This window comes from Candidatus Acidiferrales bacterium (assembly GCA_036514995.1).
Classification (GTDB): Bacteria; Acidobacteriota; Terriglobia; order Acidiferrales; family DATBWB01; genus DATBWB01.
The window spans coordinates 22,845-48,339 of record DATBWB010000066.1; the positions used below are offsets into that span (position 1 = coordinate 22,845).

The 25,495-nt window shown below is 59.9% G+C and carries 23 protein-coding genes; 5 read left to right on the forward strand and 18 right to left on the reverse strand.

Features of this window, described 5'->3' with window-relative positions; translation table 11 throughout:
- The first annotated feature begins 31 nt into the window (after positions 1 to 31).
- On the forward strand, positions 32 to 715 hold the full coding sequence (locus tag VIH17_05000; protein HEY4682591.1) for a rhomboid family intramembrane serine protease: 684 nt from the start codon (positions 32 to 34) through the stop codon (positions 713 to 715).
- Here the strand turns inward: VIH17_05000 and VIH17_05005 are convergent.
- The 5 genes from VIH17_05005 to VIH17_05025 form a co-directional block, all read right to left on the reverse strand.
- On the reverse strand, positions 712 to 1,797 hold the full coding sequence (locus VIH17_05005; GenBank protein HEY4682592.1) for a 3-isopropylmalate dehydrogenase: 1,086 nt from the start codon (positions 1,795 to 1,797) through the stop codon (positions 712 to 714). The two genes, VIH17_05000 and VIH17_05005, sit on opposite strands and share 4 nt — an antisense overlap.
- Positions 1,798 to 1,967: 170 nt before the next feature.
- A complete protein-coding gene (locus VIH17_05010) occupies positions 1,968 to 2,867 on the reverse strand; it encodes a DMT family transporter (GenBank protein ID HEY4682593.1) in 900 nt (299 codons plus the stop codon).
- Complete coding sequence (gene menC / locus VIH17_05015; protein HEY4682594.1) at positions 2,864 to 4,000, reverse strand: o-succinylbenzoate synthase; 1,137 nt, start codon at positions 3,998 to 4,000, stop codon at positions 2,864 to 2,866. Before menC ends, VIH17_05010 begins: the two co-directional genes overlap by 4 nt.
- An 81-nt stretch (positions 4,001 to 4,081) precedes the next feature.
- The gene (gene mazG / locus VIH17_05020) at positions 4,082 to 4,888 is read right to left on the reverse strand and encodes a nucleoside triphosphate pyrophosphohydrolase (protein ID HEY4682595.1); all 807 of its coding nucleotides are present in this window, start codon (positions 4,886 to 4,888) and stop codon (positions 4,082 to 4,084) included.
- Positions 4,889 to 4,943: 55 nt separating this feature from the next.
- Positions 4,944 to 6,953 carry a dehydrogenase E1 component subunit alpha/beta gene (locus VIH17_05025; GenBank protein HEY4682596.1) on the reverse strand — a complete coding sequence of 670 codons (2,010 nt, stop codon included), beginning with the start codon at positions 6,951 to 6,953 and terminating at the stop codon, positions 4,944 to 4,946.
- A gap of 170 nt (positions 6,954 to 7,123) precedes the next feature.
- Between VIH17_05025 and VIH17_05030 the strand changes: the two genes are divergently transcribed.
- From VIH17_05030 to VIH17_05045, 4 genes are all read left to right on the forward strand, one after another.
- Positions 7,124 to 8,854 carry a 1,4-alpha-glucan branching protein domain-containing protein gene (locus tag VIH17_05030; GenBank protein HEY4682597.1) on the forward strand — a complete coding sequence of 577 codons (1,731 nt, stop codon included), beginning with the start codon at positions 7,124 to 7,126 and terminating at the stop codon, positions 8,852 to 8,854.
- 2 nt (positions 8,855 to 8,856) lie between these two features.
- Positions 8,857 to 9,381 (forward strand): DUF1844 domain-containing protein, encoded by a 525-nt coding sequence (locus tag VIH17_05035; protein ID HEY4682598.1) that lies wholly within the window; start codon positions 8,857 to 8,859, stop codon positions 9,379 to 9,381.
- Positions 9,382 to 9,477: 96 nt separating this feature from the next.
- Positions 9,478 to 10,251, forward strand: coding sequence for an MBL fold metallo-hydrolase (locus VIH17_05040; GenBank protein HEY4682599.1), 774 nt, complete (start codon positions 9,478 to 9,480; stop codon positions 10,249 to 10,251).
- Positions 10,251 to 11,201: a bifunctional riboflavin kinase/FAD synthetase gene (locus VIH17_05045; protein HEY4682600.1), complete on the forward strand. Its 951-nt coding sequence runs from the start codon at positions 10,251 to 10,253 to the stop codon at positions 11,199 to 11,201. The genes VIH17_05040 and VIH17_05045 overlap by 1 nt, the downstream gene beginning before the upstream one ends.
- A gap of 88 nt (positions 11,202 to 11,289) precedes the next feature.
- Here the strand turns inward: VIH17_05045 and ispG are convergent, their stop codons facing one another.
- The 13 genes from ispG to VIH17_05110 all read right to left on the reverse strand — a co-directional run.
- Positions 11,290 to 12,402, reverse strand: a complete 1,113-nt coding sequence (ispG, locus tag VIH17_05050; protein HEY4682601.1) for a flavodoxin-dependent (E)-4-hydroxy-3-methylbut-2-enyl-diphosphate synthase — start codon at positions 12,400 to 12,402, stop codon at positions 11,290 to 11,292.
- A gap of 15 nt (positions 12,403 to 12,417) precedes the next feature.
- Positions 12,418 to 13,731 (reverse strand): RIP metalloprotease RseP, encoded by a 1,314-nt coding sequence (rseP, locus tag VIH17_05055; GenBank protein ID HEY4682602.1) that lies wholly within the window; start codon positions 13,729 to 13,731, stop codon positions 12,418 to 12,420.
- 8 nt (positions 13,732 to 13,739) lie between these two features.
- On the reverse strand, positions 13,740 to 14,912 hold the full coding sequence (locus VIH17_05060; GenBank protein ID HEY4682603.1) for a 1-deoxy-D-xylulose-5-phosphate reductoisomerase: 1,173 nt from the start codon (positions 14,910 to 14,912) through the stop codon (positions 13,740 to 13,742).
- A gap of 15 nt (positions 14,913 to 14,927) precedes the next feature.
- Complete coding sequence (locus tag VIH17_05065) at positions 14,928 to 15,806, reverse strand: phosphatidate cytidylyltransferase (GenBank protein ID HEY4682604.1); 879 nt, start codon at positions 15,804 to 15,806, stop codon at positions 14,928 to 14,930.
- Positions 15,807 to 15,871: 65 nt separating this feature from the next.
- Positions 15,872 to 16,702 carry an isoprenyl transferase gene (locus tag VIH17_05070; GenBank protein ID HEY4682605.1) on the reverse strand — a complete coding sequence of 277 codons (831 nt, stop codon included), beginning with the start codon at positions 16,700 to 16,702 and terminating at the stop codon, positions 15,872 to 15,874.
- A gap of 73 nt (positions 16,703 to 16,775) precedes the next feature.
- Positions 16,776 to 18,065, reverse strand: coding sequence for an Nramp family divalent metal transporter (locus VIH17_05075; protein HEY4682606.1), 1,290 nt, complete (start codon positions 18,063 to 18,065; stop codon positions 16,776 to 16,778).
- Entirely contained in the window at positions 18,062 to 19,303 is a 1,242-nt protein-coding gene (locus tag VIH17_05080; GenBank protein HEY4682607.1) for a CBS domain-containing protein, read from the reverse strand. Before VIH17_05080 ends, VIH17_05075 begins: the two co-directional genes overlap by 4 nt.
- A 125-nt stretch (positions 19,304 to 19,428) precedes the next feature.
- On the reverse strand, positions 19,429 to 19,992 hold the full coding sequence (locus VIH17_05085; GenBank protein ID HEY4682608.1) for a class IV adenylate cyclase: 564 nt from the start codon (positions 19,990 to 19,992) through the stop codon (positions 19,429 to 19,431).
- A 22-nt stretch (positions 19,993 to 20,014) separates the two neighbouring features.
- Complete coding sequence (locus VIH17_05090; GenBank protein HEY4682609.1) at positions 20,015 to 20,986, reverse strand: polyprenyl synthetase family protein; 972 nt, start codon at positions 20,984 to 20,986, stop codon at positions 20,015 to 20,017.
- Positions 20,983 to 21,801 carry a TatD family hydrolase gene (locus VIH17_05095; GenBank protein ID HEY4682610.1) on the reverse strand — a complete coding sequence of 273 codons (819 nt, stop codon included), beginning with the start codon at positions 21,799 to 21,801 and terminating at the stop codon, positions 20,983 to 20,985. The genes VIH17_05090 and VIH17_05095 overlap by 4 nt, the downstream gene beginning before the upstream one ends.
- Positions 21,802 to 21,812: 11 nt before the next feature.
- On the reverse strand, positions 21,813 to 23,774 hold the full coding sequence (gene metG / locus VIH17_05100; GenBank protein HEY4682611.1) for a methionine--tRNA ligase: 1,962 nt from the start codon (positions 23,772 to 23,774) through the stop codon (positions 21,813 to 21,815).
- Positions 23,775 to 23,839: 65 nt separating this feature from the next.
- Entirely contained in the window at positions 23,840 to 25,015 is a 1,176-nt protein-coding gene (gene larC, locus VIH17_05105; GenBank protein ID HEY4682612.1) for a nickel pincer cofactor biosynthesis protein LarC, read from the reverse strand.
- Between the two features lie 4 nt (positions 25,016 to 25,019).
- Positions 25,020 to 25,495, reverse strand: a 476-nt coding sequence (locus VIH17_05110) for a Sir2 family NAD-dependent protein deacetylase (protein HEY4682613.1), incomplete at its 5' end; no start/stop codon positions are given.

The window sequence follows — 25,495 nt, forward strand, 5'->3', positions numbered from 1 at the left end:
CGGGGGCAGGGACTAGGATGAGGAAGCTCGAATGATTCCGTTGAGTGACAGCGCGCCACGGTACCGCTTCCCGGTGGTCACGGTATTGATGATTGTGGCGAACGTGGTGGTCTTTCTGTACGAGATGAGTCTGCCGACGCGGGGTTTGCAGCGACTGGCGTTCGAGTTTGGGGTGGTGCCGTGGCGGATGGTGGCGGCGCCATTCGATCCAACGGTTTCGGCTGCGGAGGCGATTCTTCCTCTTTTCACGAGCATGTTCTTGCACGGCGGGTGGATGCACCTGATCGGCAACATGTGGTTTCTCTGGATATTTGGTGACAACGTAGAGGACCGGCTGGGATCGGTGCGATACTTAATGTTTTACTTGATGAGCGGGATTGCCGCGGCGCTGGTGCATGTGATCCTGAACTTGCGATCCACTGTCCCCACGGTTGGAGCAAGTGGAGCGATCGCAGGAATTTTGGGGGCCTACTTTGTTCTCTTCCCTGGGTCGCGGGTGCTCACCTTGGTGCCGTTCTTCTTCCTATGGACGGTGCGAATGCCGGCGGTGATCATGATCGGCTACTGGTTTGTGATTCAACTTCTGAGCGGTTGGGCATCACTGGCAGTGCCGGTGGCGGGTGGAACGGCATGGTGGGCGCACATAGGTGGCTTCGTGGCGGGGTTGCTGCTGATCCGGCTGCTGGTGCCTCAGCGGTCCAGAGCCGTTTCTTAGGCGCGGATGGTCATACGAGATATGGCGTTCGAAATCCAGTCGCCCACCTCACTGGTACCGAGACTCCCGCCCAGATCGCGCGTGGTTTGGTTTTGCCGGATTGAGTCCTGAACGGCGCTCTCTATGGCGCGCGCTTCCGCTGCCCAACCGATGTGGTCGAGCATCAAAGCGGCAGTAAGGATGGAACCCAGCGGATCAGCGGTATTCGAGCCAGCGTATTTGGGCGCAGAGCCGTGGACAGGCTCAAACATCGAAATGCCTTCGGGGTTGATGTTTCCGGAGGGGGCCAGGCCCAGGCCGCCGGCGATGGCGGCACCGAGGTCAGTGATGATGTCACCGAACATGTTGCAAGTGACGATGACATCAAACTGAGCGGGATTGCGCACGATCTGCATGGTCAGCGCGTCGACATAGAGGTGGTTTGAAGGAACGTCGGGATATTCCTTTTGCAGCAGGGCAAAGATCCGTTGCCAGAGATCATGCCCGTAAGTGAGGACATTGGCCTTATCGGACATGCAGAGTCGCCGGTTGCCCTTTCGCCGGGCGTATTCAAAAGCGTAGCGCAGGATGCGCTCGACCCCCTTGCGGGTATTGACATCTTCCTGGATGGCCACCTCATCGGCGGTGCCCTTCTTGAAATTTCCGCCCATACCCACGTAGAGCCCCTCGGTGTTTTCACGGAAAACAACGAAGTCAATGTCGCTCTCGTCGCGGCCAGCCAAGGGCGTCAGGCGTTTGTCGAGGAGTTTGACCGGGCGAAAATTGACGTAGAGATCGAGCTGGAAACGCATTCCGAGGAGGATATCAGCGGCGTGCTTCATGGAAGGGATGCGCGGGTCGCCGAGGGCGCCGACAAGGATGGCATCACATTCCCGGCGCAGTGTCTCAAGGGCGCCGGTGGGGAGGCTGACGCCGTCGCGAAGATAACGCTCCGCTCCCCAATCAAAATGAACCAGCTCGAGTTTCTTGCCGCCAACACGCGACACCGCTTCGAGAACCTTGACCGCTTCTCGCGTGACGTCCACGCCGATGCCGTCTCCGGGGATAACCGCAATGCGCCGCTTGGAAGGATCGCCGGTCATAGCATCTGTTGATTGAAGGAATGACCCTCGTTCTGACTGTTTATTCGGGACCTTGCTCACCTTAGCAAGATGCGGAAGCTAGCACATGCCCGGCAGAGGGTCAACGCGGGCGGTTGTGCAGGCTTCATTTCTTATAGATAATATAGTATCTTTTGCATAGCTAATGATTTTCAGCGCTCGGCGAGGTACACACCCACCAATACGATCGCCCCTCCGACGAGCAGCCGGGGGGCGAGGTGCTCGGCAAGGAAAAGCACCCCCAGCAAGGTAGCCAAGACGGGCTGGAGGTAGCTAAGGGTAGCGGCGCGGGTCGCCGAGATCCGCCGCAAGGCCCAGTAATAGATGAGATAGGCTACGGCCGAAGAAAAGAGCGCCATATAGATAAGACTGAGCCAGCCTGTGGTGCCGACCGCACCCCAGTCGAGTTGGAGCCCCTGCCAGAGGGTAAAGGGCAGGATGAGGGTGGCAGCAACAAGGTAGCAATAGGTGTTCATGGCCAACGAGCTATATCGGTCGGCGACTTCTTTCCCGGCAACGGTGTAATAGGCGAAGGCGGCCGAGCCGCTCAGAGTGAGTAGATCACCCATGAGGGTTGGGCTGTGGAGAGAGACGCCGTGCTCCGAGCTGAGGATAGCCACCCCAATAAAGGACATGGCTACGCCAACCACTTTGGCACCAGTGAACTCCTCGAGGCCACGGAGGCGGGCGATGATCAAGACCAAGACGGGCGAGAGCGAAATGATGAGTGAAGAGTGGGCGACGCTGGTATGGCTCAAGCCCAAGACGAAGAAGGTTTGGTTGAAAACGACGCCATAGATCCCGAGTTCAATGAACTTGCGCCAATCCGAACGGCGGAAGCGAGGTTGGCGGCGGGCCACCGGCAAGAAGAAGAGAAGGACGAAGGCGGTTGCCAAAGTGGTGCGGAAGACGGCCAAGGTAAATGGAGGGAAATGACGAAGGGCGACCTTGGCGATGATGAAGTTGGCGGACCAAATGAGCACCATCAACGCCAGAAGCAGAATGAGTTTGGTCCGGGAGGCGGGGATTCTGAGGCGGGCGGGTGTGGTCAACGCAGGACTTCCTTCCGAACCGTAAGTTTCTCGATGCGATCCAGCCGGGGCTGGAAGCCGATGCCCGGCCCGATGGGCACGAGAATGACGCCTTGCGGGGTGACCTCGACCTCAGGATCGATCACGTCCTCGGCCCAATAGCGTCTGCTGGCGCTGGTGTCGCCGGGGAGCCGAAAATTGGGCAGGGTAGCCAGAGCGATGTTATGGGCCCGGCCGATGCCCGATTCGAGCATGCCGCCACACCAGACGGGAATGCCGCGCTCCTGACAGAGATCGTGGATGGCCCGCGCCGAAGTGAAGCCGCCGACGCGGCCCAGTTTGATGTTGATGATTTGACAGGCGCCCAACTCGATAGCCGCCCGAGCGTGGCCGACGTTTTCAATGGATTCGTCGAGGCAGATGGGGGTCTGGAGCTGCTTCTGAAGCCGGGCGTGGTCGTAAATGTCGTCCCAGGCGAGAGGCTGCTCGATCATCATCAGGAAGTAATCATCCAAGCGCTTGATGTGTTCGGCGTCGGAGAGTTGGTAGGCGGCGTTAGCGTCCACCATCAGCTTGATGTGGGGGAAGCGCTCACGGACCAGGGCAACGGTTTGGACGTCCCAGCCCGGTTTGATCTTGATTTTCATGCGCTGATAACCAGCGGAGAGTTCTTCTTCGATCTTGGCAAGGAGGATCTCGATGGTGTCCTGAATGCCGATGGAGACGCCGCAGGGGATAGCGCTGCGGGTGCCACCGATCAGTTTCCAGAGGGGAATTCCCTTCCCTTTCGCCTCGGCGTCCCAGCAAGCGTTTTCGATGGCGGCGCGGGCCATGCGGTGTCCCCGAATGTGCGCGAGGGAGGCGGCGACTTCGGCAGCCGCGGAGAATTCCCTACCCTTGACGGCGGGCCAGGCGAATTGTTCGATGACCAGCCAGGAGGTATCTATGGTTTCCGGGTTATAGAATGGATTCTCGCCGGCGGTGACCTCGGCCCAGCCAGGCACGCCATTGACATCGGCTTCTACCAGGAAGATGCGGCGTTGGGTGGTGCGTCCAAAGCTGGTCTCAAAAAAGGAGAGCAAAGGCACGCGCAGTTCACGGAGGGTGAGGCTGTTAATCCGCATAAGGGGTCGGGAAAGGTGCCAGCAATCCATGGCGACTGAGATTCCTGGCCCCGACAAAGTCGGGGCTCACGATGACAAACGAGATTGTGAGGAAAGACATCTCGATGCCTTTCAATCCGACGCCTTCTCCTTGGCCTTGTTCCAATAGTGCTCCATCTCGTCACGGTGAGCAGGGTCGGGGACCTTGCCTTGTTCGGCGAGGCGCTTTTCGACAGCTTCAAAGCGTTCCCGGAACTTGCGATTTGCGCGTCGCAGGGCCACTTCCGGATCGAGCTCCAGGAATCGGGCAAGGTTGACGGCGACGAAAAGCAGGTCGCCGGATTCCTCTTCGATCTTAGCGCGCTCCTTTTTGGCCAAGGCATCGCGCAATTCCTTGACCTCCTCCCGGAGCTTGCCGAGCAACTCGTCAATGGTCTTCCAATCGAAGCCGACGCGGCTGGCCCGGCGAGTCATCTGGTAGGCTTCGAGCAATGCGGGAAGGGCCTTGGGAATGTCCCGGAGCAAAGACGGCGCTCCTTCCGGGGCGGCCTCGGCGTGAGCCGAGGCTCGCTCTTCAGCTTTGAGCCTTTCCCAGTTTTTCAGGACTTCGTCGGAGCCAGCCACACGAAGGTCTCCGAAGACGTGGGGGTGGCGGCGGATGAGTTTGTCCGAGAGATGGCGGATGACATCGTGGACATCGAACTTGCCTTCTTCGCTGGCCATCTGAGCGTAGAAGACGACTTGAAGGAGGAGATCACCGAGCTCCCGGGGCAGCTTGTCAAAATCGCGGCCCTCGACAGCGTCCACCACCTCATAGGCCTCTTCGATGACGTAGCTCTTGAGAGAATCGTAGGTTTGCTCGCGGTCCCAGGGGCACCCGTCGGGGGAACGGAGCCGGGCCATAAGAGCGACCAGGTCTTCGAAAGTTCGTTGTTCCATCGCAGTGCGGGCCCTCCCCGGGGATTCAGGAACCCTCCGGCGCGAGAGGGGCGTTTCAGTAAGCCAGAAGTTTCTCAACAGCCGATCTTAAATCATCGAGCGAAGGGAGCACAGCCGCCTCGAGATTCGGGGCTGCGGGGACGAAGGAATCTTTGGCGCCCACCCGCATGACCGGAGCATCCAGATCGGCGAAGGCGTGCTCGGCAATGCGCGCGGCGACCTCGGCGCCGAACCCCATGGTTAGAGAATCTTCGTGGGCAACCAGGACGCGATTGGTCTTGCGAATGCTGGAGAAGACCAGGTCATCATCCATGGGGACAAGGGTGCGCAGGTCTATGACCTCGAGGGATTTTCCCTCGGCTTCCAACTGGCGAGCCAAATCGAGGGCAAGATAGACGGTACTTCCCCAGGTGACGATGGTGAGGTCAGAACCCTCACGGCGGATCTTGCCTTTGCCAAAGGGAATGGTGTAGCTCGCGTCCGGCTCTGGGGTCTTGGCCTGAATGCGGCGATAGAGGCCCTTGTGTTCCAGAAAAATGACGGGGTCCTGGCAGCGAGCGGCGGTCTTGAGGAGGCCCTTGGCGTCCTCGGCACAGGAGGGATAGACAACGTACCAGCCGGGAATATGAGAGTAGGCGGCCTCGACAGTGGTGGAGTGAAAGGGACCACCCTTGATGTAACCGCCGACGGTCATGCGCACGACCATCGGAGTGGACCAGGCCCCCTGGCTGCGCCAGCGCACGGTGGCGATCTCATTGCGCATTTGCATGAAGGCAGGCCAAGAATAATCGCTGAACTGGATTTCGACAATCGGCTTATAGCCACCCATGGCCATTCCCTGAGCCACGCCGACGATGCTGGCTTCGGCGAGGGGCGAGTTTTCCACATGGTTGGGGAAAGCGGTGCTCAATCCGCGGGTGACGCCAAAGACGCCGCCCTTGGGGTCGGCGATGTCTTCGCCCCACATGACGATCTTCGGGTCTCGGGCCAGTTCTTCCTGCAACCCATGGTTCAAAGCGTCCACCATGGTGACGAGCCGGTCGGAGAGATAGGCCGGGGGATGCTCATCGAAGAAAGGCGGGTCAGTTGAGTAAATATGGGCCAAGACAGTCGAAGAGTCCGGCGCCGGGGCGGCATCGGCCTCGCCGGCAGCGCGATTGACTTCCGCTTCGACTTGCTCCCGAATCTCGGCGATCTGTTCCGGCGTCAAAATCCTGCGCTTGACGAGATAGGCTTCCGTCTGGAAGATCGGGTCGCGCTCGCGAAGTCCCAAGAGTTCTTGCTCGGTGCGATATTTCTTCTGGTCGTCGGAGGAAGAATGCGGGTCGAGACGCACCACCTGGCCTTCCAAAAGAGCGGGGCCGTGGCCGGCGCGAATGCGGTCGATGACCGGCGGCAGGGTCTGGTACATGGGCTCAAACCAGGTGCCGTCGAGGTCAAAGGTGGGCATGCCGAAACCGCGGGCGATGCGATGAATCTCAGCAATCGTCTGCCGGGCCTGGGGAACGCTGATGGCATAGCCGTTGTTCTGCACCACAAAGAGCACAGGCAACTTTTCCCGGGCAGCCCAGTTCAAAGCTTCAAAGAACTCACCTTCGCTGGTGGCACCTTCCCCGGAGGAGACGTAAACAACGGCGTCGGAGCCGTCTCTTTTGACGGCCTTGGCCATGCCGACCGCGGGCAGATATTGGGTGCCGGTGCAAGCCGTCTGGGCAACCAGACGCAATGCTTGCGAAGAAAAATGTTCCGGCATATTCCGGCCGTTCGAGCTTGGATCGCCTTCGCGGCTCAACATCGCGAGGAAGATATCGCCGATGGACATTCCCAAGCCCAGCGCAATGGCTTTCTCGCGATAGTAGGTAAAGAACCAATCATATCCAGGGCGGAGCAGGAGGGTCATGCCAATCTGCAGCTTTTCGTGGCCGCGGGTCGAAGCCTGGAAGGAGCACTTTCCGTGCTTGGCGAAAATCTTCAGCCGCTCTTCGATATAGTGCACGGTCAGCATCTTGCGGTGAAGATCGAGAACCAAGTTGCGAGGAACGATTTCGGTTGCGACCTCGGGCATGCGCCGTCTCTCAGGCTCAAAGCCATGTCCAGCCAAACATGGAACAAGGAGCAGGGTTTCAAAAACGTTTATTATACGCCAATTCTCCCCGGGGTTGAGGTTCGCTTGTTTGATTTACGGCGGGATGGTAGACTGAAAAAAGTTTGGTGGATGCGACTCAAAAATCAGCGATGGCGAAGGGCTACATCAGTATTGTTTTGCACTCCCACCTGCCCTATTTGATCCACCACGGAGTATGGCCGCACGGGCTGGACTGGCTGCACGAGGCAGCGGCGGAAACCTACGTGCCCCTTCTGGGGATGATCGAGGCCGCCGATCGCCGGGGCCTCAAGGCGCGCTTTTCGATCAACCTCACGCCGGTCCTGCTGGAACAACTTCTCCACCCGACCTTCCTCGAAAGCTTTCCGCAATACCTGGAGGTGAAAGCGGCTGCGGCGCGGCGCGATCAGAACGAATTTCTCGCTCTCGGCGAAGGGGAATGCCTGGAGCAGGCACGTCAGTGGGAGCTTCACTACCGGGACGTGGAGCGGCGGTTCGTCGAAGGCTTCGGTTCGAACCTGGTGGCCGCTTTCAGCCGTCTTGCCGAAGGCGGGCAGCTTGAGCTGATGACCTGCGCCGCCACGCATGGCTATGTGCCGCTTCTCGGCACCGACGCATCCATCAACGCCCAGGTACGGTTGGCGGTCGCGACGCATCAAAAAATGTTTGGGCGGAAGCCGCGCGGTATTTGGCTGCCGGAATGCGGCTATCGGCCGGCGGGGAGGTGGGAACCGCCTCATGGGGAAGCGCCGCCCCTATTGAAACGAGCGCGGGCCGGTGTGGAGGAGATCCTGGCCGCCAACGGCCTCCAGTATTTTGTCTGCGATACACACTTGCTGGATCGGACGGTCCAGTTCTCCCCCTACGAGAAGCTGGCGCAACCGCCTCGTTTTGATCGCCCGCCGGAAAGAAGCCCTTACCGGCCCTACTTTGTCGGCCCGCCGCGGCGGGCTGCCGCCCAGGTAGCAGTGTTTGTGCGTGATCCGCAGACGGGGGTCCAGGTATGGAGCGGCGAACACGGCTATCCCGGGGACGCCAACTATTTGGACTTCCACAAGAAACGCTGGCCAACGGGGCTGCGTTACTGGCAGGTGACTCATCCCAAGATCGACCTCGGCGGAAAACAACCCTACTCGCGGACACGAGCGGTGGAGAGAACCAGGGATCACGCCCGCCATTTTGTCTCGCTAACGCAAAATATCCTCCGAGCGGAGTGGGCGCGCACGGGCCGGCCGGGAATTTTGGTGGCCGCCTTTGATGCCGAGCTGTTCGGCCATTGGTGGTTTGAGGGACCGGAGTTCTTAGAACACGTTCTGGAGGAACTGGCGCTGCAATCCGAGATCGAGACGATCTCGCTGGGGGGCTATTTCGACCTCTATCCACCTGACGCGCGGATTGACTTGCCAGAGGGTTCCTGGGGCAGAGGCGGGGGGCATGAGATGTGGTGGAACGCGGACACGGAATGGACGTGGCGAGATATCTATCCGGCCGAGGCAGCGCTGCTGGAATTGATCAGTTCCGGGGTGGGCAAAGTTGATCCGACGGAGCGTCGCCTCCTGCAACAGCTTTGCCGAGAGCTCTTGCTGCTGGAATCGTCCGACTGGCAATTCTTGATTTCGACCGGCAGCGCCCGGGACTACGCCGAGAAGCGCTTCCGGACACACCGCGATTGGTTCCTGGAGATTTTCAACATGCTTGCCGGATACCGGGAGTGCAAGCAGCTCTCGGGCGCAGCGAGCGAGCGGCTGGCTGAGATCGAGGCGACAGACTCCATCTTTGCCGACCTGGACCTTGCCATATACCAGGAATGGGCGGCAACCGGCAATTCGGCTGCGATGCCTGCGACAGGAAAGGTAGGTTAGCGATGGCCGACCAACCCAAACCGAAAGAGGAAAGGTTCAAGGTTGTTGACCGCCGCCACTTCACCTCGGAGGGTGAACGACGCAAGGACATCTTGGAAGAAGAAGCGGCCAGGGGAGCAGAGTCAACAACTGGCGAAGCGAAACCCGAGGCCAGGCCGGCGTCAACTCCGCCCCGGCAAGAGGTTCCCAAGGGGACTGCTCCAAAAGCATCCTTGGAGTTCGAATCGCCGCCCGGGACGAGTTCAGCGGCAGATTTTTCTGCGCTGGTCGGTTCCTTCTACCGTTCAGCCCTGGCGCTCCTGGGGGCCTTTGCCGATCCGGAAACCGGCCACGCGATTGTGGATCTTGAAGGAGCCCGGCACGTGATTGACCTGTTGGAAGTGCTGGCGGAAAAGACCAGCGGCAACCTGACCCAGGATGAGGCGACGATGCTGGGGGAGGTGAAAGCGGAATTGAAGTTGGCCTACCTGAATGTGGCGCAGGCGACCGCGCAGGCAGTGAGAGAACGAGGCAAGACCCAAAGCTAGCGCCGTTCCAAAACATTCTGCCGGCTGGAGGGGGAAACAAGGTTGCATGCGGAACCGTCTTGAGTTCGGGCTCAGATCGTTGAAACGGCACTAGCCATGCCTCGCCTACGTCTCACCATCCTGGGCTCCGGCACCTCCATGGGCGTACCGACGATCGGTTGCCACTGTGGAGTTTGCCAGTCAGCGGATCCGCGGGATCAACGCACCCGGCCTTCTCTGCTGGTGCGCTATGACGGCCGCGCGGTTGTCATTGACACCTCCCCTGACTTTCGGTTTCAGGCGTTGCGAGCCGGCCTGGATCGGCTGGACGCCGTGCTCTACACCCATGGCCATGCCGACCATATTCTGGGGATGGATGACGTGCGTCCATTCAACATCAAGCAAGGCGAAGAAATTCCTCTCTACGCCGACCGAGCTACGCTCGACATTCTTCGCCGGGTCTTCTCGTACGTTCTCTCGCCCGAGCCGACGGCGAGCACGCTACCGAGCGTGCAGATGCGGGAAATCAGCGGTCCGCTGAACCTTTTCGGCGTAGAATTCAAGCCGGTGCCACTGTGGCACGGAAACATGGCGGTGCTGGGGTTTCGCGCCGGGAGGATGGCGTACCTGACCGATTTCAGCGAGATTCCGGCAGAATCGTTCTCCCTCTTGGAGGATCTGGATATTTTGATTTTGGATGCGCTGCGGGACGTGCCGCATCCAACGCACTCGACCGTGGAAAACTCGCTGGGGTTGGTCAGCAAGATCCAGCCAAAGCGGGCGTATTTCACTCATATCTGCCATGACCTGCCGCACCAAGCCACCAACGCCCGGCTGCCGGGCCACGTACGGATGGCGTTTGATACCCTCGAGTTGGAGACGGAAGCGTGATGGCGGGCCTGCGTGTCCTCCACAGCCTGGAGCAATGGGACAGCAACTGGCCGGCGCCGGTGGTCACCATCGGCAATTTTGATGGTGTACATCTCGGCCACCAAAAGATTATCCGGGAGGTGGTTGCTCGGGCGCGGCGGTTGCGGGGCACGCCGGTGGCGATTACCTTTGATCCTCATCCCAGCCGCATCCTGCGGGCGGAACAGTCGCCGCGGCTGATTCTGACTGCTTTCCAAAAGCAAGCTTTGCTGGCCGAAGCTGGAATTCGTGTTTTGATTGTTCTGGCTTTTACGCGGGAACTTTCCTTGCTTTCCCCGGAGGATTTTGTTCGCCGGGTGCTGTGCGGATCGCTTTCGAGCCGCGAGATCTACGTCGGAGCCAATTTCCGGTTCGGCCATGGCCAAGCGGGGGGTGTCGCCACGTTAGAAGAGATGTCAGCTCGTTTTGGATTTCGACTGGAAGTGGTGTCCCCGGTCGAAGTGCGAGGCGAAATTGTCTCCTCGACGCGCATTCGAGGATTGATTCAGGCGGGCGAGGTGGCGCCGGCGGCGCGGCTGCTCGGCCGGCCCTTTGCGCTAACGGGCACGGTCAATCCCGGTCACGGAGTCGGGCGCAAACTTACGGTGCCCACATTGAACCTGACTGCGGATCAGGAGTTGCTGCCGGCGCGGGGTGTGTACGTGACGGAGACGTTACTCGCTGGCCGGCGCTCGCCGAGACCTTCTTTGACCAATGTCGGCTATCGGCCCACCTTTGGCGGGGATGGATTGCAGATCGAAACCCATCTGCTGGGAAAAAGGCAAACGATTGGAGTGGACCACATCGAGGTCCGCTTCCATGCCCGGCTGCGCGATGAGAGAAAATTTCCTTCCCCTGAGGCCTTAAAGGCGCAAATCCTCAAGGATATCGAGCGGGCAGAGAGCTTTTTTCGGCGAGATCATCGGCGGTAATCTGCGGGAAGGTACTCCAAACCACCACTAAGCGACGAACCCCGAAGCCTCGGGATGGGGTCTGCCGCGAGGCTCTTTGATTACTCTTCTAGTCGTCCCCGGCTACGGGGGCCAGGGCAGCGGCGTAGTCGGCGACGTACCGCTCGATTTCCTTCAGCAACTCGGGAACGATTTCCTCTTCGCTCACACGCCGGATGGCTTTCCCGTCGCGATAAATCACGCCATTTCCACGACCGCAGGCAACGCCCAGGTGGGCGGTGCGCGCTTCACCCGGGCCGTTCACGGCGCAGCCCATCACCGCAACCTGGATGGGCTCTTTGACGTGTGCCACGCTGCGCTCGATCTCTCCGACGATCTTAAACAGGTCAACTTCCAGCCGGCCACAGGTGGGGCAAGCGATGATCATGGGGCCGCGGGCGCGGATTTCAAGGGCCTTGAGCAAGTCATAGGCGACGCGGACTTCTTCCGTGGAATCGGCAGCCAGCGAAACGCGAATAGTGTCGCCAATGCCCTCGGCCAGGAGGATGCCCAGGCCGATGGCTGACTTGATGGTTCCGGAAAAGGCCGTTCCGGCTTCGGTGATGCCCAGGTGGAAGGGGTAATCCACCTGCGCGGCCAAGAGCCGGTAAGCAGCCACGGTCATATTCACGCTGGAGGCTTTCAGGGAAATGATGGTGTCGTGGAAGCCGAGCTCCTCGAGAATGCGAACGTGCTCGAGGGCGCTCTCCACCATTGCTTCCGGCGTGGGATAGCCGTATTTTTCGAGGAGATGACGCTCGAGTGAACCGGCGTTCACCCCGATGCGGATGGGCACACCGCAGGTTTGAGCCTTGCGAACCACCTGGCGAACTTTCTCGGCATCGCCGATGTTGCCCGGATTCAACCGAAGCTTGTCAATGCCGGCGTCGAGCGCGGCCAGGGCAAGACGGTATTGAAAATGGATGTCGGCAACCAAAGTAGCCTTGGTACGCTTGCGAATCTCGGCGAGGGCAGCGGCGGCCTCGGCGTCAGGCACCGCCAGACGGATGATCTCACAGCCAACCTGTTCGAGCTGTTCGATCTGACGAAGAGTAGCCTCGACGTCGCGGGTGTCCGTCTTGGTCATGGATTGAACGACCACCGGGGCGTCCCCGCCGACAACGTAATTCCCCACTTTGACAGAACGAGTTTTGCGACGGGGCGCGAGTACTGGATGCCTCATGAAAGTCCTTCAAACCTAGCGTGTGAGCTTGAGGATGTCATTATACATGACGATGCCGAATATGAGGATGAGAAAGACCAAACCCAGTTGCACGATTCGCTCCTTCAAGCGAAGGCTCAAATCTCGGCGGATCGTTCCCTCGACGGCAAGCACGAGGATGTGGCCGCCGTCGAGGATGGGGATCGGCAGGATATTCAGGACGGCGAGATTCAAGCTGATGAGCGCCATGAAATAGACGAGATCGAGCAAACCACGCTGGGCAGCTTCACCCGACTGGCGGGTGATGTCAATCGGGCCACCCAGTGCGCGGAGCGACAAACGCCGCTCAAAAAGCCTAATGACGACGTCGAAGATCATCCCGCAGTTGCGATAGTTCCAGTCCAACGATTCAACAAACGCCAAGTGCAGCGGGAGAGACCTCAAGGTTATCGGCTGGGGCAGGCTGACACCGATCGCCCAAACCTTCTGGCCGCCTCGCTCCATGAAGGCAGGACGAACGCGAGAATCGAGATTCTGACCCGCGCGAAGGACGGTCAGCGTGGTTTCCCGGTCGCCGATCTGTTGCAACCGGGACAAGAGATCACGCGACCAGACTCGATCGCCATCGAGGGCGATGATCTCGTCACCCGGGCGGAGACCGGCGCGGTCAGCAGGCTTGCCCGGTTCCACGCTGCCAATGATTGCTGGTTCCGAAGGCAGCCAGCCCGCGTAGCCGATCTGTTCCCTGCCCTGGGCGACGGGTTGGATACTGGTTTGCAGTTCTTGCTCCCCACGTCGGATGGTTATGGAGAGTGGTCGCCAGGCACTGCTCAATACCTCAAAGTTTATCTTCTCCCATCGGGGGTTCTGCCAATTCTCCAGGCGCACGATCAAATCTCCCGGCTGGATAGCTGCCTTGGCTGCGGGGGAGTCCTTGTCTACGGCCCCGATGCGGGCCGGCTGATCGAGAAAAGCCGGACGGGGAAAACCAGCGTGAAATACCCCGGTCATGAGAACAATCGCCGCCATGACATTCATGACAGGGCCAGCGCTGGCGATGATCGCTCGCCGCCACCTCGGCCGCGAGAGGTACTCTTCCGGCGCGCCGCTGCGTTCCTCGGAAGGGTCCGAGCCGGCCAGCCTGACGTAGCCGCCGAGCGGCAGGAGACTCACGCGATAGTCAGTTGGCCCTCGGCGATAACCAAAGAGCCGGGGGCCAATTCCAAAGGAGAAGACATCCACCCGAACGCCGAAAATGCGAGCAGCGAGGAAGTGGCCAAGCTCATGAACCAGGATCATTAACCCGAGAACGAGGAAGACCCCAGCTACGTAAGACAAAACATTTCCCATCGCACCACCTAGGCCTGGCAACGAGCCACTTCCTCGCTCGCCAGGCGACGCGCCTCCCGATCCGCCACAAGAACGTCATCCACGGAGCCCGGCTCGCTGTTAGGAATGCGGGCCAGCACTCGCTCGATGACCTCGGCAATCGCCAAAAAGGAAATCCGACGCTCCAAAAACGCGCGCACGGCGACTTCATCGGCTGCATTCATGGCAGCCGGGAGAATGCCCCCAGCCGCCAGGGCCTTTCGGGCCAGCCCCAAACAGCGGAACTTGCGGTTGCTTGGGCGGCTGAATTCCAGCTTTCGCACCTTCACCCAATCGATGGGCAGGGCGGCGGTCGGAACGCGCTCGGGATAGGTCAAGGCGTATTGAATGGGCAAGCGCATGTCCGCCGGGCCGAGCTGCGCCACAACCGAGCCATCCACGAATTCCACCATGGAATGAATCTTAGACTGGGGGTGAATGACCACCTCGATCTGATCCGGCGAGAAACCGAAAAGCCAATGGGCTTCAATGATTTCCAGGCCCTTGTTCATCAGTGTGGCAGAATCTATTGTGATGCGCTGTCCCATGCGCCAGTTGGGATGATTGAGCGCTTGCTCCGGGGTGGCGTGTTGTAGCTGGCTGAGGGAAGCCTTCCGAAAGGGGCCACCCGAAGCAGTCAGGACAAGCCGCCGGACTTCGGAGGATTGGCCGGCCCGCAAGCACTGGTGAATAGCATTGTGTTCGCTATCGATCGGCAGAATTTCTGCTCCTGCCCGGACAGCCGCTTTGGTAACGAGCTTGCCGGCAGCCACCAGAACTTCTTTGTTAGCCAGGGCCAACTTCTTGCCCCGAAGAACCGCCTCGTAGGTGGCAGGCAAGGCGGCCACGCCCACGGTTGAGGAAACGACCAAATCTACTTCAGGCAAGGTTGCAACCGCAGTGATGCCCTCTCCGCCGCAAAGAATCTCAGGCAAGGTGCCGCTGCCATTTCCCAAGAGCCCCTCGCGAAGAGCATTGGCCGCCCGGTCGCTGGCGACAGCAACGCACCGCGGGCGGTGCCGGCGAATCTGCTCGCTCATCAGAGCGACGTTCTCACCAGCAGAAAGGCCTACCACCTCGAACCGGCCGGGCATGCTCTCTACCACTTCAAGACATTGCCGACCAATCGAGCCGGTAGAGCCGAGAATGGCGAGCCGCTTCATCGAGGACCGGGATAATCAAAAATATTTACTGACGACCAACATCGAATAGTACCACAGAACCGGAATTGCCAGCAGAAGGCTGTCTATGCGGTCGAGAACGCCGCCATGACCCGGAATCAACTGCCCGGAATCTTTGGCGCCAGCCCCTCGCTTGAAAGCAGATTCGATCAGATCGGACAATTGTGCTGCCAGGTTTGTCAGAAGGGCGGCAGCGAGCAAGAGGCCTAGGGGAATGGCATGCTGCCAAAGGGCAAGAAGTGCGGCAACGAGGAGCGAGCCGAGGAGACTGGCGACCGCTCCCTCGACCGTTTTGCCCGGGCTGATCCGCGGGCTGAGCTTATGGCGGCCCACCGCTCGACCCACGAAATAGGCGGCGGAGTCCCCCACCCAAATCACCGCCAAGAGAAAAAAGAGCAGCCGCGGCCCAAAATACGGGGAGACGGCTCGAAGAGAAACTAGCAGGGATAGCGGCAGCCCAATCCAGAGAAGCCCAAGGCCAGTGGTCGCCAGGCCCGGGAGAAATTGCGCGAGCGGAACTTGCAAGGCAAACGCCCACGCGGAGGCGCCGACCACAAACGCTAACAGGACCAGGACGGGAGAGAAGCCAGTCTCCAGCCGAACATGAGATTGCCGGGCCATTCCGGCGCCCGAAATGAAGAGGGCGGTACCAAAAGGCAGAAGGGCTTGCGACGCGATCAAGACCAATGCGAAGAAGTAGCCGGGCCCGTCCAGGGTGCTCATACCGGAGAGACGAGCGAGTTGGAAGTATTCGCGCAACGCCAGCAGAGTGACGAACGCGACGGCCAGCCCGAAAAGCCACGTGGGGACCAGGAACACGAAGACGAGAACAAGCGGGATGAGGACGGCAGCCGAGGCAATACGGAGGCCAGTCATGAAGGAAAGGTAACACGAAGGGAGGGGCGATAGAAGCCGGCAGAATGGCTATAGGGCGTTTTCGCTCAATGGCGACCGCGGGAGAGGCCGGAATGCAAGGCAATACGACCGACGGCCGAATCAGAGTCAGAGAGGCCGCCGTAACGACGATCGCGGCGTTGGTAGTCAAGGATGGCTTCCAGCAACTCTCGCTTGGTGAAGTCAGGCCAAAGGGTTGGCGTAACCCAGATCTCGGAATAGGCAATTTGCCAAAGCAGGAAATTGCTGACGCGCAGTTCGCCGCTGGTGCGGATGAGCAGGTCAGGATCGGGCATTCCGGCGGTGTAAAGGTGGCGCGAAATCAGCTCTTCATCAATGGATTTTTCTTCGAGGCCATTGCACTTGATGGCACGAACAATGGAATGGAAGGCGTCGACGAGCTCGGCCCGGGCACCATAATTGAGAGCAACGTTGAGACAAAGGCCGCTGTTTTGCTCGGTGGTCCGAATCGCTTTTTCAAGATCCTGGCGCACCGGGCCAGGAAGCTGGTGGGCGCGGCCAATGGACTGGAGCCGGACGTTGTTTTGCACCAGCATGGGCAACTCTTTGCGGATATAGGTCCGCAAGAGCTGCATGAGGAAATTTACTTCCGCCCTGGGGCGTTTCCAGTTTTCCATAGAAAAGGCAAAAAGAGTGAGAACGGAAACGTTCAAGCGGCTGCAAGTCTCGACCACCTCACGGGTAGCGCGGATGCCGGCACGGTGGCCAGCGACGCGCGGCAGACCGCGCCGCCGCGCCCAGCGGCCATTGCCGTCCATGATGATGGCGATGTGCTTCGGCAGGGCATTGAGATTGATTCGGCTGAGGAGATGCGCTGCTGCGCTACCCGGTTTGAAGAGTGCCGTTGCGGAGTTCACGAGCGTACATTCCGACCTCGATGAAAATTAGCACATCCCTATAAGAATAACAAGGAAAGCGGGCCGCAACCGCTTACGGGGCGCCCGGGCGCAACGTGAAATAGACCAGAGCAAGCGTCATGGCAATCAGCAAGACGCAGGTGAGCCAAGCAACGACGTTAAACGAGCGAGAGTTTGTGTGGATTCCCATCAAATCGCTGCGGTTAACGAGGAGCAGCATGAAGATGAGCAAATAGGGCAGGACGATACCGTTGGCGACCTGCGAAAGCACCAGAATACGAACCAACGGGGCACCCGGGAGCAAGATGAGGCCAGCACCCACGACAATGAGCGCGGTGTAAAGCCAGTAGAACACCGGAGCTTCATTGAAGCGCTTGTCCACGCCGGCCTCAAATCCCAGGCCTTCGCAGACAAAGAAGGCGGTGGAAAGAGGAAGGATGGAGGCAGCGAAGATGGAGGCATTGAAGAGACCGAAAGCGAAAAGAACGGTAGCGTATCTTCCTGCCAGGGGTTTGAGGGCAACGGCCGCTTCAGCCGCGTCGGCGATCTGGTGGTGGCCAGTAGCAAACAGCGTGGCTGCGCAACAGACCACAATAAAGAACGCCACCAGATCCGTGATGACGCAGCCAAAGATGACATCGAGTTTGAGGGCGCGATACCTTCTCAAGGGGATGGTTTTCTCCACCACGGCAGACTGGAGGTAGAACTGCATCCAGGGTGCGATGGTGGTACCGACCACGCCGATCGTCATCACGAGATAGGAGGTATTCCACTCAATCTGGGGAACGAGGGTAGCCTTGATCGCAGTTCCCCAGTCAGGACGAGCAAGAAAACCGGAAACGATGTAGGAAAAATAGACCGTGCAAGCAATGAGAAAAACCTTCTCCACCGACTTGTAAGTGCCTTTCACCACCAGCACCCAAACCAGAATAGCTGACAGCGGTACAGAAAAGTATTTGCTGACGCCGAAAATCTCGAGGCTGGAGGCGATGCCGGCGAATTCAGCCAAGATATTGCCCAAATTGGCGGCCAACATGGCCAGCATCATGAGGAAGGTAGCGCGGAAGCCAAACTCTTCGCGGATGAGATCGGAAAGCCCTTTGCCGGTCACCGCTCCCATGCGAGCGGCCATCTCCTGGACGACGATGAGGGCGAGCGTCATAGGAATCATCAGCCAAAGCAGCTTGTAGCCGAACTGCGCGCCAGCGAGGGAGTAGGTGTAGATACCGCCGGCGTCGTTGTCCACGTTCGCGGTAATCATGCCCGGTCCGATGACAGCAAAGAGAACGGCAAGCTGGCGGCGACGGGTGGTCCACGCCCGCCCCCAGCCATTCCAACGCGCGCTTGGAAACGGCCACTTCATCCCGTTCGAATCAGCATGCTGAGCACATCGTCCACCGTCACCACACCCACGAGCCGGGCTGCCTCGTCCACGATGGGGAGCATGTGCAGGTTGTACTTATTGAACAGCGTGATGACCTCTTTTCGATCCATTTGCGGTTCGGCAAAGATGAGCTGCTCCTGCCGGAGAGAACTCATCACGGTCTCCGGGGCCGCCAAGAGCATGCGAGCGACCGGCACAGCGCCAAAAAGACGGTGAGTGGAATCGATGAGGAAGAGCGTGTCCAGGGCGTCGGTTTCCACCTGGCTTTCCCGAATGCGCGCGACGGCATCGGCAACAGTCAGCTCCTCCGGCACAGCCACAAAGCTGGTTGTCATCAAGCCGCCGGCAGAAGATTCCTCAAACTGCAAAAGCTCGCGCACTTCCTGAGCGTCTTCTTGGGAAAGCTCTTTCAGCAGGATGTTAGAGGTTTCGGCCGGCAGCCCGGCCAACATGTCAGCGGCTTCGTCGGCCTCCATTTCTTCGAGGATATCGCCTGCTTTTTGGCGGTCGAGCGTCTCCAAAATGCGGGCTTGAACCCGGGGCTCAACCTCAGAGAGGGCTTCGGCAGCGGTCTCCTCATCGAGAGCCTCGACCACCGCTCCCCGGTCAGCGGGCGCCAACTCCTCGATGATGTCAGCAATGTCAGCCGGGTGGAGTTGGGCAAGCCGGGCGTGGGAAATCTTGAGCTTTACGCGACGTTTTGGATCAGTCTCAATCAGGTTGACATAGTCCCAGGGAATGACGCGAACGGGCATTCGCTCCTGGATCTTTCGGATGGTTGATGGGGCAAGCATTCCCTGGAGCAGCCGGCCAAGCGCGCCGGTGAGGCCAACGTCCACCTGAGTAAGGCGGAGTTCGATGCTGCCATTCGTCTTCTGCTCACTCAAGACGACATCGTTCACGCGAACCACTTTCCGCCCGTTGATGTCAATGATCTGCTGATCGAGAAGATCCTTGCGAACGGCGAGCCAGCCTTCATTCGGGGAAAAGGTTTCCAAGGCCAATTCAGGAACGTTGAGGCGGAGGGTTCCCGGAGCGGCGAAGGCGACCTGCTCGTACCGGGCAAGCAAGCGCTGATACTTGCCGCGGTCAATGCCGAAACGAGCGATGCGGTCGGACTGCTCGCTCGGGTTGACAAAAAGCTCGTTCACCCGGCCAACAAAGTTGCCCTGGGCATCGTAAACCTTGGCACGCAACAGTTCGGTGGCGTGAATCATGGCTGCCTCCAGGTCAGGTCCATCGGTGGAAATTCATCTTCGCTTCCCCGCTGCCCTGATACGCTGTGCGCCGCAGCTTTGTCAAGAAAGGAGTTCGGTTTTTTGCGGGGGGTTCGCAAATGGCGTCAGGGGCCGGGCTCGAAAAGCATGTGGGAGGGACGCTTCCCTTCCCGCCGGCAGACCTGAGCGTAGAGGTCAGCGTAGGTCAGGGTGACATAATCCGCGGGCCGAAAGCCCAGGCGACGGGCTACACGCCCAATGGCCGCCGGGCGACCCTCCAACTCGAGGAAGACTCCGATCGGAGTTTCGTCCAGATAGAGGCATAGATCCGGTTCGCGGGTGGAACGAAAAGGGGTTCGGTATTTCTGATATCGGAAGGCGATGCGGTAGCCCAAGCGCTCGAGGATAATCCGCATCGTTTCGCGGCTGGAGAGCAGTAATTCCTCCTCGGCGCGCACCTTGTAGCGACGGCTCCCGGCCAACCGGCTCTTGAAGGTCAGAACGGCCCTTCGGCGGTATTCCCGCAGGCGCAAGAGCTGTGCTTTTCGGCGAAGTTTCCGATCCGGCGTATCGAATACAAGGTTGTCTTCAAAGGATCGATGGGAGGGTCGAAACCCAGCGCGAAGGAGGCTGAGGCGTATCCCATCCAAGTCACGGACGAGCAGCTTGATTTCGATTTCGCGGGGCATCGGCTTGCGAGCGGCAGGCGAATCAGTACTCGCGCTCCAAAATGAACTGAGGCACGGCAGCGAGCGCCTGGCGATAGATAGAATCCGGGGCCACGTCCAGGCACCGCCGAGCATTGTCAGCGTAGAGATGAGCGCGGGCAAGGGTGCGTTCGAGCGCGCCCGTTTCACGAACGAGGGCCACGATTTCCTCCGGGTGCACGCGGAGAAAGCCTTTGTCCTGAAGGACGCTTTCCACCTTCTTGCGGCCGCTACCATGGACGGTTTCCAGGGCGTAGATGAGAGGCAGCGTCACCTTCCCTTCCTTGAGGTCGCTGGCTACGGGCTTACCGAGCTTGGCAGCGGAAGAAGTAAAGTCCAAGACATCGTCCACCAGTTGAAACGCCATCCCGGCCTGACGCCCATACTCGGAGAGGGGAAACTCAAGACTCTCCTGGCGGGCAAGGACCGCTCCGAGTTTGGCGCAGCCGCCAAACAAACAGGCGGTTTTGCGGTAGACAAGGTCGAGGGCGTCCTCCTCGGTCAAATCCATTTTGCCGAGGCGGGCGAGCTGAAGCAACTCGCCTTCCACCATGGTTTGGGTGAGGCCGATGAGGATGTCCAGGATCTTAAAGTTGCGTTCGGCAAGGGCAATTTGGAAGGATTGCATGTAGAGCCAGTCGCCAGCAAGGACGCTCAAATGATTTCCCCACCGGGAGTTGGTAGAAGCGCGGCCGCGGCGGGTATCAGCACCATCGATGACGTCGTCATGAATGAGGGTGGCAGTGTGAATGAGTTCGACGACGGTGCCAAGCTTGATGGCGGATTGTCCCTCATAGCCGCTGCACTTGGCCGCCAGCAACAGAAGGGCGGGACGAAGCCGCTTTCCGCCGCCATCCAGCAGGTAGCGACCAATGGAAGCCACCGGTTCGACGGCGGCATCGCTCTGGGCAGCGAATTCGCCCTCGACCATGCGAAGGTCGTCGCGCACCAGTTCAAAAATTTCTTGAGCAGTCACGATTCTACCAGCTTACCCGTCGCCCCGGAGGCCGCCACAGGCAGGCGGAAGAGATTCCGGAAATTCTCAAGGAGGGCCGCGGCCAATGCGTCCTCGGGTGCTTGATGCAGCGCCGCCAGCGCTCGCACCACCTCAGCCACGTGAGCCGGCTCATTTCGCTTTCCCCGGAAGCGCTGGGGGGCCAAGTACGGGCAATCGGTTTCCGCGAGCAAGCAATCGGGCGGCAACTGCGCGGCAACGGAACGCAGCACCGCAGCCTTCGGATACGTGACGTTGCCTGCAAATGATACCAGAAAACCAAACCCGATAGCCCGGCGAGCATCGTCCAGAGTGCCGCTGAAGCAGTGAAGAATGCCGCCGAGGTTAGTCGGGGCCCACTGCTCGGCCAGGATACGAAGGCAATCCCCCCAGGCCTGGCGGCAGTGGATTATGACGGGGAGCTTTGCTTCGGCAGCCAAGTCGAGTTGCCGGCGGAAAACTCGCTGCTGAACCTCCGGCGGCGGCTGCGGATAGTGATAATCGAGACCGATTTCGCCCCATGCGATCACACGCGAATCCGAGCCAAGCTTGCGCAAGGCATCGTCGTGCGCGGCAGAGATACGGGCCGCGTCATGAGGATGGACGCCCACGGAAGCGTAAATCCAAGGATAACGTTGGGCAAAGGGGATGGCAGCATCGAGGCGATCCGGTCCAGCACCGCTTCCAATGCTGAGCAGGAGTTCCACGCCGGCGTCTCGTGCCCGGGCGATCACGGCCTCGCGATCGGCGTCGAATTCCGGGAAGTCCAAATGGGCATGGGAGTCCACAAGATGCATGCCAGTGTCCCCTACTTCAAGCGAGCGCCGTTGGGCACGTCCTCCAAAAAGCCGACCAGGACCGGCTTCCCCTGCTCGCCCACCGTGGCGGCCAGGACCATGCCGTTGGACTCGACGCCGCGGAGCTTGCGTGGCTGGAGGTTTGTCACCACGACCACCTTGCGGCCCAGTAGGTCTTCGGGCTTGTACACTTCGGCGATGCCAGCCACCACCTGACGCACTTCTTCGCCGATGTCCACCAACAGCTTCAAAAGCTTGTCGGCACCAGCGACGCGCTCGACAGATTTCACCTCGCCGACACGCATCTCCACCTTGGCAAAATCTTCAATCGTAATCACGTTGCTTTTCGCCTCCTTGCCCGGCGCGGCCGGGCCACGGACACTCGGTGGTCTCAGCAACTCCTGTTCGAGCTGCTCAATTTGATCCAAAGCATCGTCCTTCTTCACCCGGGGGAAGATCGGTTCAGGCTTGCCGATGCGCGTCCCCGGGCGCAGCTTCCCCCAGTTTTCCATCGTTACCCCAGAAGTCAGTTGCTCATCGGCCGGACTTGCCTGAAGCCCAAGCTGTTGCCAGATCTTCGCTGTTGCGTGGGGCATAACCGGATGTGCCAGCAGAGTGACAATCCGCAGCGCTTCCGCGGCGGTGTAAAGCACGGTGGCGAGCCGGTCGCGTTGGGAGGGGTCTTCCGCCAAGGCCCAGGGCTGCTGAAGAACGAGGTATTTGTCAACCTCCGCGATCAATCCCCAGACCGTCACCAGGGCCGGTGAGAAGGCCAACTGGTCGTACTGAATCAAGCAAGTTCCAATGTCGCGGACTGCTCTCGCCTCGACCGTCTCATCGCGAGGGGTCTTCGTGCCAGTGGGCGCTGGCACTTCTCCGGCGAAGTATCGGTCTATCATCGTGAGGGTACGGCTAGCAAGATTGCCCAGTCCATTGGCGAGGTCGCTATTGTAGCGATTGATGAGCGCCTCGCGGCTGAAGTTGCCGTCCTGGCCGAAGACCATTTCGCGCAGGAGGAAGTACCGCAGCGCGTCCACGCCCAACACGCGGGCGATGGGCTGCGGCAATTGGATATTGCCGCGCGACTTCGACATCTTCTGCTGCTCGAAAAGCCACCAACCGTGCGCGAAGATCGTTTTCGGCAGGGGCTCGCCCGCAGCCATCAGGAATGCCGGCCAATAGACGGCGTGGAAACGCAAGATCTCCTTGCCAATCAGGTGCAGGTCGGCGGGCCAGTATTTCTCCCACTGCAGCTCGTCGTCGCCATAACCGATGCCGCTCATATAGCTGGTGAGCGCGTCGTACCAAACGTAAAAGACGTGCTTCTCGTCGCCCGGCCAGGGGATCCCCCACTTGAGCGTGGTGCGGCTGACAGAGAGGTCGCGGAGGCCGCCGCGGACAAAGGCAATCACCTCGTTCCGCCGCGTTTCGGGCTGGACGAACTCGGGATGTTTCTCGTAGTGATCGAGCAGACGATCTTGAAACGCTGAGAGCTTGAAGAAGTAGTTCTCCTCGCGGATGTGTTCGGTGGGCCGGCCGCACTCCGGACAGGGCGCGTCGGGCGTGGGGTCGTCCACGTAGAGTTCGTCAAAGACACAGTACTGGCCCTGGTAGCTGCCTTTGTAAATGTATCCGTTGTCCTTCGCGAGATGCAGCAACCGATGGACAGCGCGCTCGTGCCGCAGCTCGGTGGTGCGGATGAAGCGGTCATGCTTCAGATCGAGCTCTTCCCACAGGCGACGGTATTCGGCTGAAATCTGATCGGCAAAGCGTTGCGGGTCGAGGCCCGCCGCTCTGGCCGACCGCTCCACTTTCTGCCCGTGCTCGTCGGTACCGGTGAGAAACACGACGTCGTAGCCGCGCATGCGCTTGTAGCGCGCAATCGTATCGGCCACGACGGTCGTGTAGGTGTGACCGAGGTGCGGCCGTGCATTGACGTAGTAGATGGGCGTGGTGAGGTAGAACTTTTCCATGACTCAGGACCGGTCTTTAGGACTATCGAGCTTCAGCCCGATATGCATGACGGGCTCAAAGCCCGTCACTCCTTCTTCTGGCTGCGAAACACAAAGCTAGCTTCGGCGAGGATCTCCTTTAAGGGCACGCCGCGTTCGCGCGCAATCTTTTCGCAATCTTCATATTCGGGCGCGGCGTTCAGCAATTGGCCATTCCGTCGGGCCAATTTCATGCGCACCGGACCCCAGCGGGTTTCCACGGAAACCCATTCGCGCTCCAAGGTCTGGCGTTGCGCTTCGTAGATGCGCACGCCGATGGTTGTCGTCTGCGCGAAGACCAACTCGCAGAGCCGGGAGGCATCCTCAGGCCGGGCGACAACCTGAATGAGTTGGCCGGGACGATTTTTTTTCATCTGTGCGGGGACAGAGAAAACGTCGAGCGCGCCGGCGCTCATCGCCTGCTCAGCAAAATAGGCATAGATCTGGGGACTCATGTCATCCACGGTGGCCTCGATGACGCGCACGGGTGGTTCGATGGAGAGCGTCGTTGCCTCCCCAAGAAGCAGGCGGAGAACGTTTGGCTGCCCCATGATTTCTCGGGAGCCGGCGCCGTGGCCGACACGCCAGAGCTTCATCGGCGGCAAGGCGCCGAAATGGGAGCAGAGCGTCGAAAGAATGGCAGCGCCCGTCGGGGTGACCAACTCACCGACTTCGCCGCTTGAATAAACGGGCGCTTCCCGAAGCAGCTCAAGCGTCGCCGGCGCAGGAATGGGCAAAGTTCCGTGAGCGGTTTCCGCCCGGCCACCTCCCAAGTTGAGCTGAGACGCGGCAAACTTCTCGATGCCGAGCAGCGAAAACCCGATGCATGCGCCAACCACGTCCACGATGGCGTCGAGGGCACCGACTTCGTGAAAGTGGACTTTCTCGATTGGGAGACCGTGGACTTTGGCTTCAGCTTCGCCGAGCCGGCGAAAAATGCACTCGGCCTGTCGTTGGACCGCAGCGGGAAGGCTTGCTTTGCTGATGAGTTCCACGATAGCAGCGAGCGAACGCGGGGGCGGGCTGGCCTCCGCCTGGACGCGAACGAGGGTTGCCCGGAGATCGCCACGATGGACAGGTTCAGCAGACAGCCGCCAACCTCGAACGGGCAAGGCCAGCAGCGATTTTTCCAGATCGGCCAGGAGAACCCCGGCATCCACCAGCGCACCCAAGATCATGTCGCCAGCCACGCCCGAAGAACAGTCGAAGTAGCCGATACGCATCGAATCAACTCACCAGTTGCGGCAATATCTCGTCCGCTTTTCCGACGAAACTGTAGTCAGCGAGAGGGGTCAGGGCGGTTGGCTCAAAATTAATCTCGATGAGCTTCGCGCCCCGGTTTTTGGCCACCATGGGAAGCCCGGCTGCGGGGTAAACCGCGGCCGAAGTGCCAACCACCAAGAAGACCGCGCAAGATTCAGCCGCTTGCACAGCAGCCTGCCAAGCTGCAGGCGGCAAGGCCTCCCCGAACCAAACGACGCCAGGTCGCAAGAGCTCGCCGCAGGAACACCGAGGAGGAATTTCCGGCAAAGGCACCCGGCGGTCCGATTTGACCGCGCCACAGCGCTGGCAACGCAGCGTCCAGATATCGCCGTGGAGCTTGATGACATGGCGGCTCCCGGCAAGATCGTGCAGCCCATCCACATTCTGAGTGATGAGTGCAAAGCCGGGACAACGATTCTCGAGAAGAACCAGGGCTTCAT

What these genes read in the sequence shown, in the direction of transcription:
- VIH17_05000 (HEY4682591.1), top strand. Translation starts at nt 32, where the DNA reads ATGATTCCGTTGAGTGACAGCGCGCCACGGTACCGCTTCCCGGTGGTC.
- VIH17_05005 (HEY4682592.1), bottom strand. Translation starts at nt 1,797, where the DNA reads ATGACCGGCGATCCTTCCAAGCGGCGCATTGCGGTTATCCCCGGAGAC.
- menC (HEY4682594.1), bottom strand. Translation starts at nt 4,000, where the DNA reads ATGGATTGCTGGCACCTTTCCCGACCCCTTATGCGGATTAACAGCCTC.
- mazG (HEY4682595.1), bottom strand. Translation starts at nt 4,888, where the DNA reads ATGGAACAACGAACTTTCGAAGACCTGGTCGCTCTTATGGCCCGGCTC.
- VIH17_05025 (HEY4682596.1), bottom strand. Translation starts at nt 6,953, where the DNA reads ATGCCCGAGGTCGCAACCGAAATCGTTCCTCGCAACTTGGTTCTCGAT.
- VIH17_05030 (HEY4682597.1), top strand. Translation starts at nt 7,124, where the DNA reads ATGGCGAAGGGCTACATCAGTATTGTTTTGCACTCCCACCTGCCCTAT.
- VIH17_05035 (HEY4682598.1), top strand. Translation starts at nt 8,857, where the DNA reads ATGGCCGACCAACCCAAACCGAAAGAGGAAAGGTTCAAGGTTGTTGAC.
- VIH17_05040 (HEY4682599.1), top strand. Translation starts at nt 9,478, where the DNA reads ATGCCTCGCCTACGTCTCACCATCCTGGGCTCCGGCACCTCCATGGGC.
- VIH17_05045 (HEY4682600.1), top strand. Translation starts at nt 10,251, where the DNA reads ATGGCGGGCCTGCGTGTCCTCCACAGCCTGGAGCAATGGGACAGCAAC.
- ispG (HEY4682601.1), bottom strand. Translation starts at nt 12,402, where the DNA reads ATGAGGCATCCAGTACTCGCGCCCCGTCGCAAAACTCGTTCTGTCAAA.
- rseP (HEY4682602.1), bottom strand. Translation starts at nt 13,731, where the DNA reads ATGGGAAATGTTTTGTCTTACGTAGCTGGGGTCTTCCTCGTTCTCGGG.
- VIH17_05060 (HEY4682603.1), bottom strand. Translation starts at nt 14,912, where the DNA reads ATGAAGCGGCTCGCCATTCTCGGCTCTACCGGCTCGATTGGTCGGCAA.
- VIH17_05065 (HEY4682604.1), bottom strand. Translation starts at nt 15,806, where the DNA reads ATGACTGGCCTCCGTATTGCCTCGGCTGCCGTCCTCATCCCGCTTGTT.
- VIH17_05075 (HEY4682606.1), bottom strand. Translation starts at nt 18,065, where the DNA reads ATGAAGTGGCCGTTTCCAAGCGCGCGTTGGAATGGCTGGGGGCGGGCG.
- VIH17_05080 (HEY4682607.1), bottom strand. Translation starts at nt 19,303, where the DNA reads ATGATTCACGCCACCGAACTGTTGCGTGCCAAGGTTTACGATGCCCAG.
- VIH17_05085 (HEY4682608.1), bottom strand. Translation starts at nt 19,992, where the DNA reads ATGCCCCGCGAAATCGAAATCAAGCTGCTCGTCCGTGACTTGGATGGG.
- VIH17_05095 (HEY4682610.1), bottom strand. Translation starts at nt 21,801, where the DNA reads ATGCATCTTGTGGACTCCCATGCCCATTTGGACTTCCCGGAATTCGAC.
- metG (HEY4682611.1), bottom strand. Translation starts at nt 23,774, where the DNA reads ATGGAAAAGTTCTACCTCACCACGCCCATCTACTACGTCAATGCACGG.
- larC (HEY4682612.1), bottom strand. Translation starts at nt 25,015, where the DNA reads ATGCGTATCGGCTACTTCGACTGTTCTTCGGGCGTGGCTGGCGACATG.